This is a genomic window from Lentzea tibetensis (assembly GCF_007845675.1).
Taxonomy (GTDB): Bacteria; Actinomycetota; Actinomycetes; order Mycobacteriales; family Pseudonocardiaceae; genus Lentzea; species Lentzea tibetensis.
Genome location: NZ_VOBR01000004.1, coordinates 297,637 through 312,496, shown reverse-complemented (window position 1 = coordinate 312,496; position 14,860 = coordinate 297,637). Strand labels below are relative to the sequence as shown.

Here is a 14,860-nt window from a genome sequence, read left to right as displayed (position 1 = left end):
CGGGAGCGCCGAACAAGCCGAATCGGGACACGGTTCACCCGACTGGGTTACTTGCGAGGCTTGGGCTTCCAGACGACGAGCGCGGTCTCCTGGCGCAGCGGCACCAGGTCACGGCGGTAGGAGGCGTGCACGGTGGCGGCGGTCTGCTCGGCCACCGCCAGGGCGTGAGCCAGTTCCTCGGTCAGCTCGACGACCTTGGCGCGCAGGGCGTCGACCTCGTTCTCGAGTTCGATGATGCGCTTGATGCCCGCCAGGTTGACGCCGTCCTCCTGGGAGAGGCGCTGGACCTCGCGGAGCAGGACGATGTCGCGCATCGAGTAGCGGCGGCCGCCGCCGGAGGTGCGCCCTGGCGAGACCAGGCCCAGACGGTCGTAGGACCGCAGGGTCTGGGCGTGCAGGCCGGAGAGCTGCGCTGCCACCGAGATCACGAAGAACGGGGTGTCCTCGTTGGTGCCGGGCGGGAACGGGAAGCTCACGGCTACCTCCCCTCGAGCAGGGCGTTCAGGTCGGCGCGGGGGTCGTGGTCGGCGGTGGCCTCGGCGTAGGCCGCGAGTGCGTCGCGGGCCTTGCCGTCCAGGTTCTGCGGCACCGCGACCTCCAGGGTGATCAGCAGATCGCCCGAGGAACCGTCCCGGCGCGTGATGCCCTTGCCGCGGGCGCGCAGCACGCGCCCGCTGGTCGTTCCCGCGGGCACCTTCAAGGTCACCTTGCCGTCGAGGGTCGGCACGGTCAACGTCGTGCCGAGCGTCAGCTCGGGGTAGGTGACCGGGACGGTGATGGTGAGGTTGTTGCCGTTGCGGCCGAACACCGGGTGCGGGTTGACGTGCACGCGGACGAACAGGTCGCCCGAGGGTGCGCCGTTGCGGCCCGGTTCGCCCTGGCCCGCCAGGCGGATGCGCTGGCCGTCGTCGACGCCCGCCGGGATGCGGACGGTGAGCTTGCGGGTCTTGGTGCTGACGCCCTCGCCGCCGCACTCGGGGCACGGGTCGTCGATGATCTTGCCGGTGCCGCGGCAGTCGCGGCACGGCTCGCTGAACGCGAACGCGCCCTGGCTGCGGGTCACCAGGCCCGAGCCGCTGCACGTCGCGCAGGTGTGCGGCGTGGTGCCGGGCTTCGCGCCGGAACCGTGGCACGTGCCGCACGCCGCGGGCGACGACAGGCGCAGCGGAACGGTCGCGCCCTGCACGGCCTCGGTGAAGTCGATGCGGACGTCGGTCTCGACGTCGTCGCCGCGGCGCGGGCGGGCCGCGGACGACGCGGTGCCGCCGCGGCGGTTGAACAGGCCGCCGAGCAGGTCGCCGAGGCCGCCCATACCGCCCTGCGCGCCGCCCTGTTGCGCGGCGCGGCCGAACAGGTCGTTCATGTCGAAGCCGCCCTGGCCGAACCCGCCCGCGCCGGGGAAGCCGCCGCCGCCCGCGAACAGGCGGCGGGCCTCGTCGTACTGCTTGCGCTTGGCCGGGTCGTTCAGCACGCCGTAGGCCTCGGACACGGACTTGAACCGCGCCTCGGCCTTGGCGTCGCCCGGATTCGCGTCGGGGTGCAGCTCGCGGGCGAGCTTGCGATACGCCTTCTTGATCTCGTCCGCGGAAGCGTCGGAGGAGACGCCCAGCTCGCAGTAGAAGTCCTTTTCGATCCAGTCCCTCGAACTCATGCGGACGTCTCCTCCTCTCTCAGTTTTCCTCGGTTGCGGAAGGCTCGGCCGGCGCCGGCTCGTGGTCGGTCACGGCCACCATCGCGGGCCTGACCAACCGCTCACCGAACCGGTAGCCGCGCCGCAGCACGGCGGTGACGGTCGGCCCTGCGACGTCCGGGGAGGTGCTGTGCTGCACCGCCTGGTGGACCGCGGGGTCGAACGCCTCGCCCTCGTGCGCGAACGGCTCGAGGCCGGCCTTCTGCAACGTGCTGACGAACTTGTCCGCCACTGCCTTGAACGCACCGGTGAGGTCGCCGTGTGCAGCGGCTCGCTCGATGTCGTCCAAAACGGGCAGGAGCTCGGAAGCCACCTGCGCCTTGGCGGAGTTGATCACCGCTTCCCGGTCGCGTTCCACCCGCTTGCGGTAGTTCGCGTACTCGGCGGTGAGCCGCTGCAGGTCCGCCGTGCGCTCGTCGAGCTGGGACTTCAGCTCGGCGGCGACGTCGTCCCGCACCACGACCACTGGTTCCTCGACGACGACCTCGGTCACCTCGGGCTCCGGCTCCGCGCGCCGGAGCTCCCCCGTCTCGGGGTCGATCCGGCGCCGGTCGTTGACCACGAGGTGAGGCTGCTCGTCGTCCGGAGCTGCATGCCTCGGTTCGGTCACTTCTTCTCGTCCTCGTCGACGATCTCGGCGTCCACGACGTCGTCGGCCTTGGCGTCCGCTCCTGCCTCACCGGCGCCGGCGGCACCGGGGGTCTCGGCGGCACCGGGGGCGTTCGCGTAGAGCGCCTGGCCGATGGACTGGGACTCGGTGGCGAGCTTCTCGACCGCGGTCTTGATCGCGGCGATGTCGGTGCCCTTGAGCGCCTCGTTGGCCTCGGCGATCGCGGCGTTGACCTTGTCCTTGACGTCGGCCGGGAGCTTGTCCTCGTTCTCCTTGACGACCTTCTCGGTCTGGTAGACGAGGGTCTCGGCCTGGTTGCGGACCTCGGCCTCCTCGCGGCGGCGCTTGTCCTCCTCGGCGTGCGCCTCGGCGTCCTTGACCATGCGGTCGATGTCGTCCTTCGGCAGCGCGGAGCCACCGGTGATCGTCATCGACTGCTCCTTGCCGGTGCCCAGGTCCTTGGCGCCGACGTGGACGATGCCGTTCGCGTCGATGTCGAAGGTGACCTCGATCTGCGGCAGGCCGCGCGGGGCCGGGGGCAGGCCGGTCAGCTCGAACATGCCGAGCTTCTTGTTGTGCGCCGCGATCTCGCGCTCGCCCTGGAAGACCTGGATCTGCACGGACGGCTGGTTGTCGTCAGCGGTCGTGAAGATCTCGGAGCGCTTCGTCGGGATCGTGGTGTTGCGCTCGATCAGCTTGGTCATGATGCCGCCCTTGGTCTCGATGCCGAGGGACAGCGGGGTGACGTCCAGCAGCAGGACGTCCTTGACCTCACCCTTGAGGACACCGGCCTGCAGTGCGGCGCCGACGGCGACGACCTCGTCCGGGTTCACGCCCTTGTTGGGCTCGCGGCCGCCGGTCAGCTCCTTGACGAGCTCCGCGACGGCGGGCATGCGGGTCGAGCCACCGACGAGCACGACGTGGTCGATGTCGCCGACGGAGACGCCGGCGTCCTTGATCACGTTGTTGAACGGCGCGCGGGTGCGCTCGAGCAGGTCGTTCGTGATGCGCTGGAACTCGGCGCGGGACAGCGTCTCGTCCAGGAACAGCGGGTTCTTGTCCGAGTCGACCGTGATGTACGGCAGGTTGATGCTGGCGTTCGTCGAGCTGGAGAGCTCGATCTTCGCCTTCTCAGCGGCCTCGCGGATCCGCTGCAGCGCCATCTTGTCCTTGGTCAGGTCGATGCCGTTGGCGGACTTGAAGCGCTCGACCAGCCAGTCGACGATGCGCTGGTCCCAGTCGTCGCCACCGAGGTGGTTGTCACCGGAGGTCGCGCGGACCTCGACGACACCGTCACCGAGCTCGAGCAGCGAGACGTCGAACGTGCCGCCACCGAGGTCGAAGACCAGGATGGTCTGCTCCTTCTCGCCCTTGTCGAGGCCGTAGGCCAGCGCGGCGGAGGTGGGCTCGTTGACGATGCGCAGGACGTTGAGGCCCGCGATCTGGCCGGCCTCCTTGGTCGCCTGGCGCTGCGCGTCCTCGAAGTAGGCGGGGACGGTGATCACCGCGTCGGTGATCTCCTCGCCGAGGTAGGCCTCCGCGTCGCGCTTGAGCTTCTGCAGCACGCGGGCGCTGATCTCCTGCGAGGTGTACTTCTTGTCGTCGATCTGGTCCGTCTGCCAGTTCGTGCCGATGTGGCGCTTGACGGACCGGATGGTGCGGTCGACGTTGGTGACAGCCTGGTTCTTCGCGGGCTGACCGACGAGGACCTCGCCGTTCTTGGCGAACGCCACGATGGACGGGGTCGTCCGAGAGCCCTCCGAGTTGGCGATGACCGTCGGCTCACCGCCCTCGAGGACGGCGACGACGGAGTTGGTCGTCCCCAGGTCGATGCCGACTGCACGCGCCATTTGGAGTTCCCTTCGCTAGTACTTGTTGAGTGGTGCTGGCTCAAGTTTGCCAGGCCACCCAGAGTTGAGTCCACTCGACTCAAGCTTTCTGACTGGCTCAACGGACGGGCCGCGCCTGGTGTTCCCGGCAGAAGGTGATCGGGGACACTCGACGACATGGCAGAACCAGCCGACATGATGGCCGCCGTGACCGCGTCGATGACCGACCGCACCGGCCGCACGCTGGACGAATGGGTCGCGCTCGTGCAGGGGTCCGGGGTCGACCCGCTCGACCAGCTCGCGGTCCGCACCTGGCTGCGCGACGTGCACGGAGTGAAGCAGAACACCCAGTGGGCGATCGCCGACGCGGCCGCGCGGGCGGCGGGCTGGGAGCGTCCGTCGGTCGCCGAGTACACCGACTCCCAGTACACCGGGAAGAAGGCGGCGCTGCGGCCGATCTACGACCGGGTGGCCGAACTGGCCCTGTCGCTCGGTGAGGACGTCCACGCGGAGGGCCGCTCGACCTACGTCCCGTTCGTCCGCGGCCGCCAGTTCGCCGCGGTCCAGGCGCTCGCCGCGCGAGTGGACCTCGGCCTGCGCTTCACCGCCGCACCGGACAGCCCGCTGCTCTCTCCGGCGAAGGCACCCGGCCAGTCCACCCACAAGCTGACCCTGACCTCACCGGACGACGTCACCCCCGAGGTCGAGGCCCTGCTCCGCGCCGCCTACGAGCAGAACGCGTAATGGCCGTCGGGGGCACGTCCGTGGACGTGCCCCCGACGGCATCCCCCTTGGTCAGGCCGCGGAGACGATGATGTCGCCGGAGCCGGTGTGCAGGTTGAGCTCGGTCGGTGCGCTCGGGTCGGTCGGCACCTTGACGGTCTTGTCGCCGGAACCCGAGTCCGCGGTGACCTTGTACGGGCCACCCGGCACGGTGATGTTGATGTCACCCGAGCTCGCCTCGGCGCGCACGGCCTTCTGCGCAGTGAGCTTCAGCGTGACGGAACCCGAGCTGGCGTCGGCGATGACGTCGGACTCGAGACCCTCGCCGACGATGTCGCCGGAGCTGTTCTTCAGCGTCGCCTTGCCCTTGACGTCGGTGACCTTCAGCTGGCCGGAGCTGACGCTCGCGGACACCTCGCCGGCGATGCGCTCGGCCGTGAAGTCACCGGAACCGGCGTCGAGCCGCACGTTGCCCGTGATGTCGCGCGCCGTGACGTGACCCGAGCCGGCACTCAGCTCGACCGAGGCGACCCCCTCGATGGTCACGTCGCCCGAGCCGAGCTGACCGACCACCTTGGTCGTCTTGTCCGGCACCGCGACCTCGTAGTCGACGGTGCAGTTGTTGCCGCAGTCCCTGAGCACGAGGACGCTGCCCTCCATGCGGTGCGACACACCCTCCGGCTTGGCGTCCCGCTGGTGCTGGACCCTGCGGTGGATCGTCGTCTCGGTCGCGCCCTCCGAATGCCGGACGGTCACGCTTCCGGAACCGCTCTGTATTCGGACGGACGCCACCTTGTCCTTCAGTGAGTGGTCGTCCTCGAACTCGTGCTGCACGAAGCGGATGCCGCACGCCGAGAGCGTGATTCCCAGTGCCACCATCACCAACGCTGTCCTCGCCACCATGTGTTCAAAGTTAGGGGGACGAGGCGGCGGGAACACCAGGGAAAGCCCCCGAAGTGGTGGTGGGGACAGCCCTACCTATGCCAGGTCCTCGACAACTTCGCGCAACGCGGGCGCACATCTGGCCGGATCCCGCAAGAAAGCCGACGAGGCGAGCACGTGCCCCGGCGCGACGCGCTCCCACACCATCCCCTGCACCGGCACGTCGGTGATCACCAGCCGAAACGGCCTGATCTGCCGACCGAGCCTGGTCTCGACGCCGTGCACGACCTCGCCGACGGGCAGCACGTTCGGCCGTCCCTCCGGGCCGCGGAAGCGGTAGAAGTCGTCCCGCAGCGCGATCACGGCCTCGCGCAGTGCGGGACGCGTCAGCAGCGTCGCGGTTTCGGTCACGTCCTCGACCTGTTCTGGTTCGTCCGACCGCGCCTCCTCCAGCGCGTCGGACCACCAGCCCGGCCACTCGCGTGTGGCGGCCGCGCGGTCGACGCCGCGCGGCACGATCACCGGCACCGCCGGGTCGAGGCCGGGCAGATCGGGTGACGTGTCGACGGACAGCGCGAGCGTGTCCCTCACGAAAAGGGCGGCCAGCAACGACGGAGGTGCGACGCCGCGCTCCACCGTCCACGAACCCCGCTTCGAGAAGGCCACACATCCATTGTGTGGCCTGGTCAGTCGCGGGTGCGGATCAAGAAGGACACGATTGGCTCCAGCTCGTCCGCTGTGGGCGGAACATCCGCCAGCAGGCCCTGGATCAGCAGCCCGTCGATCGCCGCGAGGAACGCGCGGAAGCGCACCGGGTCCTCCGGCCGCACGATCTCGAACGCGAGGTCGAGCCAGCGCCGCGCGGCCGGCCGCAGCTCGGGGCGGCGGACCGCGAGCAGGTACAGCTCGTACTCGGCGAGCGTCCGGCCGCGATCTTCACCGACGGCCTTCGCGAGCAATGCCGCGATCTCGCCCGGCTCGGCCTCGACCATGCGCAGCATGTCCGTGCACAGCGTCTCGGCGGCGCTGACGAGCGTCGCGATCAACAGGTCGTCGATGGTCGCGTAGTAGTAGGTCGGCGACGTCGGCGGCACGTCGGCTTCGCGTGCGACCGCGCGGTGCGTGACCGCGCTGACCCCGTCGCGTTCGATCACCCGCAACGTCGCGTCCAGGATCGCGCGGCGCCGCCGTTCACCGCGCAGCTTGCGGCCGTCGATCGTCTCCTGACGTCCGGTCAGTGCATCCTCCCGAGTTCCAGGGTCACGACGCCCGCCACGACGAGCACCAGTCCGACGATCATCGTCGGGTTGAGGTTCTCACCGAGGAACCGCCAGCCGATGATCGCGACGGCGGCGACGCCCACCGCGGACCAGATCGCGTAGGCGACGCCGATGGGCATCCCCATCTTCAACGCCTTGGACAGCATGGTGAACGCGATCGCGTAACCGGCGACGACGACCACCGAGGGCCACAGCTTGGTGAAACCCTCCGACAACTTCAACGAGACGGTCGCGGCGATCTCACCCGCGATCGCGACGGCCAGCACCAGGTAGAGCACGACTTCACCTCGACGACTCCCGAAACAACTTGAACTATTGTTCCACAAGTTTCCGCATGACACCGGCCACGTCCAAGTGGTTACTCGTCGGTAATGAGGCGTAATCTCCCTCTGCACCACATCCCGGACTCCGAAAGAGGCCCACCACATGGGAGCCGTCCAGCTCGCACTGGGGCTCACCGCCGTCGCGGTGAGCGTCGTCGCCTGGGGCGTGTTCGTCGCCGGCGTCGTGAAGATGATCAAGATCATCCGCCTCGGCCAGCCGGACGCGACGCGCAACGGTCCGTTCGTGCCCCGGCTGCGGACGATGATCGTCGAGTTCGTCGCCCACACCCGAATGGCCAAGTTCCGCAGCGTCGCGCCGTGGCACTGGATGGTGATGTGGGGCTTCCTCATCGGCTCCGCCGTGCTGTTCGAGGCGTACGGCGAGGTCTTCGACCCGCACTTCCACTGGCCGATCATCGGCACGTGGTCGGTGTGGCTGCTGCTGATCGAGCTGCTCGGACTCGGCACCGTGGTGGGTGGCGTCGCGCTCGCGGTCATCCGCCAGCTCAACCACCCGCGCCGCGCCGACCGGGTCTCCCGGTTCGCGGGCTCGAACTTCAAGGCCGCGTACTTCGTCGAGGCCGTCGTGATCATCGAGGGTCTCGGCATCCTCGGCGTGAAGGCGTTCAAGCAGTCGAGCGGCCTGGAGACGGCTCCGCTGTGGACGAGCTTCGTCACGCAGCCGCTGTCGCACCTGCTGCCGTCCGCGCCGATCTGGGTCTCGATCATGGCGCTGGTCAAGCTGCTGTCCGGCATGATCTGGCTCGTCGTGGTCGGCAAGAACCTGACCATGGGCGTCGCGTGGCACCGCTTCAGCGCGTTCTTCAACATCTACTTCAAGCGCGAGGCCGACGGCGGCGTCGCGCTCGGCGCGCTCAAGCCGATGATGAGCGGCGGCAAGGTACTCGACCTCGAAGAAGCCGATCCCGACAAGGACATCTTCGGCGTCGGCAAGGTCGAGGACTTCAGCTGGAAGGGCTGGCTGGACTTCAGCACCTGCACCGAGTGCGGTCGCTGCCAGTCCCAGTGCCCCGCGTGGAACACCGGCAAGCCGTTGTCCCCCAAGCTGGTCATCACGCAGCTGCGCGACCACGCCTACGCGAAGGCGCCGTACCTGCTGGCCGGTGGTAGCAAGGACATGGCCGGCGACGAGGTCGGCCTCACCGAGGACAAGTACGCGGACTACCAGAAGCGCCTCGAGAAGATCGACGTGCTGGCGATGGCCGAGGCCGAGCGCCCGCTCGTCGGCGGCCCGGACGAGATGGGCGTCATCGACCCCGAGGTCCTGTGGTCGTGCACGTCCTGCGGTGCGTGCGTCGAGCAGTGCCCGGTGGACATCGAGCACGTCGACCACATCGTCGACATGCGCCGCTACCAGGTGCTGATCGAGTCGAACTTCCCGACCGAGCTCGGCGGCATGTTCAAGAACCTCGAGAACAAGGGCAACCCCTGGGGCCAGAACGCCAAGGACCGCCTCGCGTGGACCGACGGCCTCGACTTCGAGGTGCCGGTGTTCGACGGCGAGCTGGGCGACACCGAGTACCTGTTCTGGGTCGGCTGCGCAGGAGCGTTCGAGGACCGCGCGAAGAAGACCACGCGCGCCGTCGCCGAACTGCTGCACACCGCGGGCGTCAAGTTCACCGTGCTCGGCCCCGAGGAGACCTGCACCGGCGACCCGGCTCGCCGCGCGGGCAACGAGTTCCTGTTCCAGATGCTGGCGCAGCAGAACGTCGAGGTCCTCAACTCGGTGTTCGAGGGCCGCGAGGCGGGCAAGCGCAAGATCGTCGTCACGTGTGCGCACTGCTTCAACACGCTGGCCAACGAGTACCCGCAGGTCGGTGGCACCTACGAGGTCGTGCACCACACGCAGCTGCTGAACAAGCTGGTGCGCGAACGCCGTCTGGTGCCGGTCGCGCCGGTCACCGAGGACGTCACGTACCACGACCCGTGCTACCTGGGGCGCCACAACAAGGTCTACGAGGCTCCGCGTGAGCTCGTGGGTGCTTCCGGCGCCACGCTGCGGGAGATGCCGCGGCACGAGGAGCGCTCCATGTGCTGCGGCGCCGGTGGCGCTCGCATGTGGATGGAGGAGCGGATCGGCAAGCGCATCAACGTCGACCGCGTCGACGAGGCGCTGTCGACGGCGCCGTCGAAGATCGCGACGGGCTGCCCGTTCTGCCGCGTGATGCTGACCGACGGCGTCACCGCGCGGCAGGCCGACGGCCTGGCCGGTGCGCACGTCGAGGTCGTGGACGTGGCGCAGCTGCTGCTCACCGCGGTGAAGCGCGGCGCGGACGAGAAGGCTCCCACCGCCTGACGTGCACATGAGAAAGGCCCCGGTCCACATCGGACCGGGGCCTTTCTCATGTGGTCAGTCGTTGTCGGTGACCTTGTCGTAGACCAGGTTCAACACCCAGCTGGTCAGTGCGACGATGATCGCACCCCAGAACGCGGGCCAGAAGCCGTCGACCTGGAACGGGAGCCCCGCCTGTTCCGCGAGCCAGCCGCTCAGCATGAACAGCAGCGCGTTCACGACGAGGCCGATCAGGCCCAGCGTGACGAGGTAGAACACGCAGCCGAGGAACTTCACGACCGGTTTCACGATCGCGTTCACCAGACCGAAGATCACCGCGACACCGAGCAGCGTGAGGATCCGCGACGTCGTGGTGCCCCCGGTCAGGTCGATGCCGGGAATCAGCGTCGACACCCAGACCGCCACCGCGGTCAGCAGCACATGAACCAAAATTCCCATGCCGCAGGCTAACGGTGGCGGTCCGGCGTCGTGCTACTTCGTCGCGGCGCGTCGCTTCCTGGCCAGGACGGTGACGAGCGCACCGATCGCCAGCAGCAGGCCGCCGATGCCGATGAAGCCCAGCGGCGACGCACCCGTGCTCGCCAGGCCGCTCTTCTTCACGACGGGCGCGACCGCGGTGGTCGTCGGCGCGGTCGTGGTGGTGGTCTCGGTCCACGATGTCGAACTCGTCGTTGCGACCGTCGATCATCTTGACGTTCGGGGTGGCCGAGAGGGTCTTCGCCGCGAAGCTGCCGAGCACGAACGACGTCTTGTCCGGTGCCTGGCCGTTGTTCTTGATCTTCAGCTGGACGTCGCCCTCTTCGCCGACGATCGTTTCGTGATCCGAGTCACTCGGAAACCGGGTAGCCGTCCACGTCGCCTCCTCCGATGTCGCACTGATCAGTACGATATCGGATAGTACGAGTTCGTAGCAATCTACTCTTTTCCGTCCAACGCAAGCCGCGTCCGGCGGTGCGCGGGCCCCAGTTCGCCCGCCATGACCTCCATGACCTGCTTCAACAGCTCGCGCAGCCGTTCGAGCTCGGGCTCGGGCAACGCGGTGAACAGCTCCTTCTCGCGTTCGGCCTGGCCGGCGACGATGCGGAGGAAGACCTCCTTGCCCGCGTCGGTGATCGTGGCGGGCAGCGAACGCCGGTCGCTCGGGTCCAGTTCGCGCACCACGAGTCCGGCCTTCTCGAGCCGGTCGAGCCTGCTGGTGATGGTCGTCGCCGGGCTCAGCGTGCCGTTCGCGAGCTGCTTCGGCGTGAGGCGGTGCGGCGGCCCGATCCAGAAGAGGCGGGCGAGGATCTCGTAGTCGGCGCGGTTCAGCCCGTGCGGTGCCGCGATCTCGGTCGCGAGGAAGTCCAGGTACTTGCTGATCTGGTGCACGCGGTCCACCACGCCCTCGACCACCGGATCGATCGCGGGAACCATCGTCCTCCAGGATTCGACCTCGGCGTCGGTGTCGTCCTCGCCTCGCATCTTCCGATGGTAACTGGAGCGGCCCGTGTCCAATGTGGACACGGGCCGCTCCGACCTACCCCCTGGTGATCAGCGCCCCCCAGCGTCGATCCCGTACGTAAGACACCGCTCGGAGGTCCGATGTTGCTTCGTTCCGCGAACGTCACTCGAATGCACTAACTGGCCAGGGGTCCTAGTGTTGTCGCATGAGCGAGAAACCGGCTGGTGAGAGCACGCTGACCGTGGTTCTCGCACTGTTCGTGAACCTGGCGATCGCCATCATGAAAGCGATCGCGGGCGTGATCACCGGCTCGGCCGCCGTGCTGTCGGAGGCCGCGCACTCCGTCGCGGACACGTTCACCGAGGCCCTGCTGCTGACGGCGTTGCGCCGTTCGGACCGCCCGGCCGACCGCAAGCACCCCTTCGGTTACGGCAAGGAGCGCTACTTCTGGTCGCTGCTCGCCGCCGTGTCGATCTTCGCGTCGGGCGCGATGTTCGCGTTCTACGAAGGTTTCCGCACGTTGTTCCAGGACTCGGAGCAGGAGGTCGACCCGACGGTCGGCTACATCGTGCTCGGGCTGGCTTTCGTGCTGGAGTGCGTGTCGTGGACGCAGGCGTTCCGCCAGGTCCGCTCGTCCGCGGCCGCGGAGGGACGCGGGATCCGGAAGTTCCTGGAGGTGTCCGACGACCCGACCGTGAAGACCGTGTTCCTCGAGGACTCGGCCGCGTTGATCGGCCTCGTGCTGGCGTTCTCCGGACTCGGCCTGCACCAGCTGACCGGCTCGCACGTGTGGGACGGCGTGGCGTCGCTGCTCATCGGCGTCCTGCTCGCCGTCGTCGCCTACGTGCTGGCGCGCACCAACCGCGGTCTGCTCATCGGACGTCAGGCCGACCCGGTGATGGTCAAGGCGATCTGGAAGCAGCTGTCGGACGTGCCCGAGGTCGACGCCGTGGTGGACGTGCTGACCATGCTCATCGGCACCGACCGCGTGCTGCTGTGCGCCCGCCTCGACTTCGACGACTCGGTGACCGTCCCCGCGCTGGAGCACGCGTGCGTCCGGATCTCCGGTGAGCTGCGGGCCGCGTTCCCCGACCTGGACGAGATCTTCCTCGAACCCGTGCCGCGCACCGATCCCGATCTGCGGCAGCGGGTGCTCGACCGGTACGGGTTCTAGCTTCTCAGCGTCGCGTGTCCGTGCGGTGGAAGTTGAGGTACGCGCGGCTCGGCGTCGGGCCGCGCTGCCCCTGGTAGCGGGACCCGGCCTGGGCCGAGCCGTACGGGAACTCGGCCGCGCTGGTCAGCCGGAACAGGCACAGCTGGCCGATCTTCATGCCCGGCCACAGCGTGATCGGCAGGTTCGCGACGTTCGACAGCTCCAGCGTGATGTGGCCGGAGAAGCCGGGGTCGATGAAGCCGGCCGTCGAGTGGGTGAGCAGGCCGAGGCGACCGAGGGACGACTTGCCCTCCAGCCGACCGGCCAGGTCGTCCGGCAGCGTGACCATCTCGAACGTCGAGCCCAGCACGAACTCGCCGGGGTGCAGGACGAACGGTTCCTTCTCCGGCGTCTCGACCAGACTGGTCAGCTCGTCCTGCTGCACGCTCGGGTCGATGTGCGTGTACTTCAGGTTGTTGAAGACCCGGAAGAACCGGTCGAGGCGCACGTCGATGCTCGACGGTTGCACCATCTCGACGTCGAACGGGTCCAGGTGCAGACGCCCGGACTCGACCTCTTTGCGCAGATCCTGGTCACTCAGAAGCACTGGGACAGGGTAACGGGGCCCTGTGTATGATCGGCGGCGCACCATCAAGCGGGTGTAGTTCATTGGTAGAACGACAGCTTCCCAAGCTGTAGAGGCGGGTTCGATTCCCGTCACCCGCTCTCACTCAAGGCGGCTCATGCTCATGGAGAGCATGAGCCGTTTTCGTTCGAATCACACTGGGGGCCGAGCCCCCAGACCCCCAGCCGGCGGGCTTCGCCCCCGGACCCCCGGACGGCTTGCCGTTGATCTGCGGTCAGGCGCGCTCGCCTTTCAGGTCTACGAGTCGACCATCAGGCGCAGCAGGTCGCGCAGGGCGAGGCGCTGGTCCGCGCTGAAGACGGCGAGGGGGTCGCGCGCGAAGCGCAGTCGCTCGCGGAGATCCGCGGCCGCGGCCGCGCCTGCGTCCGTGGTGACCAGGAGCTTGACCCGCCGGTCGTTCGGATCGGGTTGCCGCTCGACGAGTCCACGGGCCTGCAGGCGGTCCACCACGCCGGTCAGGTTGGACGGCTCGACCCTCAGGTGCTCGGCGATGCGCCGCATGGGCAGCGCGGTCTTGTCCAGGGCCAGGAGTGCCTTCACCTGCTGCGACGTGAGGCCGTGGTGGGCCGCGGCGGACTCGTACTCGCGGGTGTAGCGATCGGTGATCAACGCGAAGAGCGTGATCACCTCAGAGGACAAGGGGTCATCCGCAGACATCACGTATCGAGACTACGTGAACTAGTTAACAACCACAAGGGTTGACTATGATGGTTATGCATCATAAGTTAATCCCTGCTGGCAGACCGCTGAACACCTCTGATCGGGAGTCGTCACGATGAAGCACCGCACGCTGGGCACCAACGGGCCCGCCGTCTCCGCCGTCGGCCTCGGCTTGATGGGCATGTCCGAGTTCTACGGAGCCACCAACGACACCGAGTCCATCACCACCATCCACCGCGCCCTCGACCTCGGGGTGAACCTGCTCGACACCGCCGACATCTACGGCGCGGGCCACAACGAACAGCTGCTCGGCCGCGCTCTCGCCGGTCGACGCCGCGACGAGGCCGTGGTCGCCACCAAGTTCGGCTCACGGCTGCACGAAGGCACCTTCACCGTCGACTCCACCCCGCAGTACGCCAAGAAGGCCGTCGACGCCTCGCTCGCCCGGCTCGGTCTCGACCACATCGACCTGTACTACCTGCACCGGCGCAACCCGGCGGTGCCGATCGAGGACACGGTCGGCGCGCTGGCCGAACTCGTCGCCGCTGGCAAGATCCGCCACATCGGCCTGTCCGAGGTCAACGCCGACACCCTCCGCCGCGCGCACGCCGTCCACCCCGTCGCCGCGCTGCAGAGCGAGTACTCCCTGTGGGAACGGGGTCTCGAAGCGAAGACCCTGCCCACCGCCCGCGAGCTCGGCATCGCGGTGGTCCCGTACTCCCCGGTCGGCCGCGGGTTCCTCTCCGGCGCGATCAAGGACGTCGCCACGCTCGCCGCGGACGACTACCGCCGTTACGACCCCCGGTTCCAGGGCGAGAACCTGCGCCAGAACCTGCGTCTGGCCGACCAGGTCCGCGCCGTGGCCGCCGAAGCCGGCATCACGCCCACCCAGCTCGCGCTGGCCTGGCTGCTGCACCAGGGCGACGACATCGTCCCCATCCCCGGCACCAAGCGCGTCAGCTACCTGGAGGAGAACGCGGCGGCCGCCGACATCGAGCTCGACGCACGCCAACTCGCCGAGCTCGAGGCCGCTCTGCCGCCCGGCGCCGCGGCCGGGCTTCGCTATCCCGAGCAGCTCATGCACCGCGTCGACAACTGAGTCGAGGCCTTCGGTTTAACACCGGGTCAGCCGCACTCGGCACGGACGACCGCTGGTCCGACATCGATCTCGCGCTGTCCGTGACAGCCGATCTCGACCAGGTGGTCGCGGAACCTGACTGAGCGCATCTACGCCGCGCACGACGCGGTGGGTCACCTCGACCTGTGGCAGGGCGGGATCCTGAACCGCGTCTACCTGCTCGCGAACACG

General features: G+C 68.4%; 17 protein-coding genes and 1 tRNA gene. 5 read left to right on the top strand and 13 right to left on the bottom strand.

Annotated elements, in window-relative coordinates:
* Nucleotides 1-47: 47 nt before the first annotated feature.
* From FKR81_RS07850 to dnaK, 4 genes are read right to left on the bottom strand one after another with little or no spacing between them, the layout of a single operon-like run.
* Nucleotides 48-476, bottom strand: coding sequence for a heat shock protein transcriptional repressor HspR (locus FKR81_RS07850; protein WP_146350253.1), 429 nt, complete (start codon nt 474-476; stop codon nt 48-50).
* Between the two features lie 2 nt (nt 477-478).
* A complete protein-coding gene (gene dnaJ / locus FKR81_RS07845) occupies nt 479-1,651 on the bottom strand; it encodes a molecular chaperone DnaJ (protein WP_146350252.1) in 1,173 nt (390 codons plus the stop codon).
* Nucleotides 1,652-1,670: 19 nt separating this feature from the next.
* A complete protein-coding gene (grpE, locus tag FKR81_RS07840) occupies nt 1,671-2,300 on the bottom strand; it encodes a nucleotide exchange factor GrpE (protein ID WP_146350251.1) in 630 nt (209 codons plus the stop codon).
* Entirely contained in the window at nt 2,297-4,150 is a 1,854-nt protein-coding gene (gene dnaK, locus FKR81_RS07835; protein WP_146350250.1) for a molecular chaperone DnaK, read from the bottom strand. Before dnaK ends, grpE begins: the two co-directional genes overlap by 4 nt.
* A gap of 156 nt (nt 4,151-4,306) precedes the next feature.
* On the opposite strand from dnaK, the gene FKR81_RS07830 reads away from it, so the two are divergent.
* Nucleotides 4,307-4,873, top strand: a complete 567-nt coding sequence (locus FKR81_RS07830; RefSeq protein ID WP_146350249.1) for a DUF5655 domain-containing protein — start codon at nt 4,307-4,309, stop codon at nt 4,871-4,873.
* 51 nt (nt 4,874-4,924) lie between these two features.
* Here FKR81_RS07830 and FKR81_RS07825 read toward each other — a convergent pair whose 3' ends face one another.
* The 4 genes from FKR81_RS07825 to FKR81_RS07810 all read right to left on the bottom strand — a co-directional run bounded on the left by FKR81_RS07825 (nt 4,925) and on the right by FKR81_RS07810 (nt 7,292).
* Complete coding sequence (locus FKR81_RS07825) at nt 4,925-5,755, bottom strand: DUF4097 family beta strand repeat-containing protein (protein WP_146350248.1); 831 nt, start codon at nt 5,753-5,755, stop codon at nt 4,925-4,927.
* 75 nt (nt 5,756-5,830) lie between these two features.
* Entirely contained in the window at nt 5,831-6,400 is a 570-nt protein-coding gene (locus FKR81_RS07820) for a hypothetical protein (protein ID WP_146350247.1), read from the bottom strand.
* 20 nt (nt 6,401-6,420) lie between these two features.
* Nucleotides 6,421-6,972 (bottom strand): TetR/AcrR family transcriptional regulator, encoded by a 552-nt coding sequence (locus tag FKR81_RS07815; RefSeq protein WP_146350246.1) that lies wholly within the window; start codon nt 6,970-6,972, stop codon nt 6,421-6,423.
* Complete coding sequence (locus FKR81_RS07810; protein ID WP_235921379.1) at nt 6,969-7,292, bottom strand: DMT family transporter; 324 nt, start codon at nt 7,290-7,292, stop codon at nt 6,969-6,971. The genes FKR81_RS07815 and FKR81_RS07810 overlap by 4 nt, the downstream gene beginning before the upstream one ends.
* A 148-nt stretch (nt 7,293-7,440) precedes the next feature.
* On the opposite strand from FKR81_RS07810, the gene FKR81_RS07805 reads away from it, so the two are divergent.
* Complete coding sequence (locus FKR81_RS07805; protein ID WP_146350244.1) at nt 7,441-9,654, top strand: (Fe-S)-binding protein; 2,214 nt, start codon at nt 7,441-7,443, stop codon at nt 9,652-9,654.
* 54 nt (nt 9,655-9,708) lie between these two features.
* Here the strand turns inward: FKR81_RS07805 and FKR81_RS07800 are convergent, their stop codons facing one another.
* The 3 genes from FKR81_RS07800 to FKR81_RS07790 all read right to left on the bottom strand — a co-directional run bounded on the left by FKR81_RS07800 (nt 9,709) and on the right by FKR81_RS07790 (nt 11,112).
* A complete protein-coding gene (locus FKR81_RS07800; protein WP_146350243.1) occupies nt 9,709-10,089 on the bottom strand; it encodes a phage holin family protein in 381 nt (126 codons plus the stop codon).
* Between the two features lie 33 nt (nt 10,090-10,122).
* Nucleotides 10,123-10,251, bottom strand: coding sequence for an LPXTG cell wall anchor domain-containing protein (locus tag FKR81_RS07795; protein WP_146350242.1), 129 nt, complete (start codon nt 10,249-10,251; stop codon nt 10,123-10,125).
* A 315-nt stretch (nt 10,252-10,566) separates the two neighbouring features.
* Complete coding sequence (locus tag FKR81_RS07790; protein WP_146350241.1) at nt 10,567-11,112, bottom strand: MarR family winged helix-turn-helix transcriptional regulator; 546 nt, start codon at nt 11,110-11,112, stop codon at nt 10,567-10,569.
* 185 nt (nt 11,113-11,297) lie between these two features.
* Here FKR81_RS07790 and FKR81_RS07785 point away from each other — a divergent pair, with 185 nt between their 5' ends.
* A complete protein-coding gene (locus FKR81_RS07785; protein ID WP_146350240.1) occupies nt 11,298-12,266 on the top strand; it encodes a cation diffusion facilitator family transporter in 969 nt (322 codons plus the stop codon).
* Between the two features lie 4 nt (nt 12,267-12,270).
* Here the strand turns inward: FKR81_RS07785 and dcd are convergent, their stop codons facing one another.
* Complete coding sequence (gene dcd / locus FKR81_RS07780) at nt 12,271-12,852, bottom strand: dCTP deaminase (RefSeq protein ID WP_146350239.1); 582 nt, start codon at nt 12,850-12,852, stop codon at nt 12,271-12,273.
* Nucleotides 12,853-12,900: 48 nt separating this feature from the next.
* Between dcd and FKR81_RS07775 the strand changes: the two genes are divergently transcribed.
* Nucleotides 12,901-12,971, top strand: a tRNA-Gly gene (locus tag FKR81_RS07775).
* A gap of 157 nt (nt 12,972-13,128) precedes the next feature.
* On the opposite strand, the gene FKR81_RS07770 is transcribed toward FKR81_RS07775, so the two are convergent.
* A complete protein-coding gene (locus FKR81_RS07770) occupies nt 13,129-13,548 on the bottom strand; it encodes a MarR family winged helix-turn-helix transcriptional regulator (RefSeq protein ID WP_146350415.1) in 420 nt (139 codons plus the stop codon).
* A gap of 118 nt (nt 13,549-13,666) precedes the next feature.
* Between FKR81_RS07770 and FKR81_RS07765 the strand changes: the two genes are divergently transcribed.
* Nucleotides 13,667-14,650 carry an aldo/keto reductase gene (locus FKR81_RS07765; RefSeq protein WP_146350238.1) on the top strand — a complete coding sequence of 328 codons (984 nt, stop codon included), beginning with the start codon at nt 13,667-13,669 and terminating at the stop codon, nt 14,648-14,650.
* Nucleotides 14,651-14,860 lie beyond the last annotated feature (210 nt).

Bases quoted from the DNA above. Each gene is read 5' to 3' on its own strand.
- dnaJ (WP_146350252.1), bottom strand. From the start codon at position 1,651: ATGAGTTCGAGGGACTGGATCGAAAAGGACTTCTACTGCGAGCTGGGC.
- dnaK (WP_146350250.1), bottom strand. From the start codon at position 4,150: ATGGCGCGTGCAGTCGGCATCGACCTGGGGACGACCAACTCCGTCGTC.
- FKR81_RS07830 (WP_146350249.1), top strand. From the start codon at position 4,307: ATGGCAGAACCAGCCGACATGATGGCCGCCGTGACCGCGTCGATGACC.
- FKR81_RS07825 (WP_146350248.1), bottom strand. From the start codon at position 5,755: ATGGTGGCGAGGACAGCGTTGGTGATGGTGGCACTGGGAATCACGCTC.
- FKR81_RS07805 (WP_146350244.1), top strand. From the start codon at position 7,441: ATGGGAGCCGTCCAGCTCGCACTGGGGCTCACCGCCGTCGCGGTGAGC.
- FKR81_RS07800 (WP_146350243.1), bottom strand. From the start codon at position 10,089: ATGGGAATTTTGGTTCATGTGCTGCTGACCGCGGTGGCGGTCTGGGTG.
- FKR81_RS07790 (WP_146350241.1), bottom strand. From the start codon at position 11,112: ATGCGAGGCGAGGACGACACCGACGCCGAGGTCGAATCCTGGAGGACG.
- FKR81_RS07785 (WP_146350240.1), top strand. From the start codon at position 11,298: ATGAGCGAGAAACCGGCTGGTGAGAGCACGCTGACCGTGGTTCTCGCA.
- FKR81_RS07770 (WP_146350415.1), bottom strand. From the start codon at position 13,548: ATGTCTGCGGATGACCCCTTGTCCTCTGAGGTGATCACGCTCTTCGCG.
- FKR81_RS07765 (WP_146350238.1), top strand. From the start codon at position 13,667: ATGAAGCACCGCACGCTGGGCACCAACGGGCCCGCCGTCTCCGCCGTC.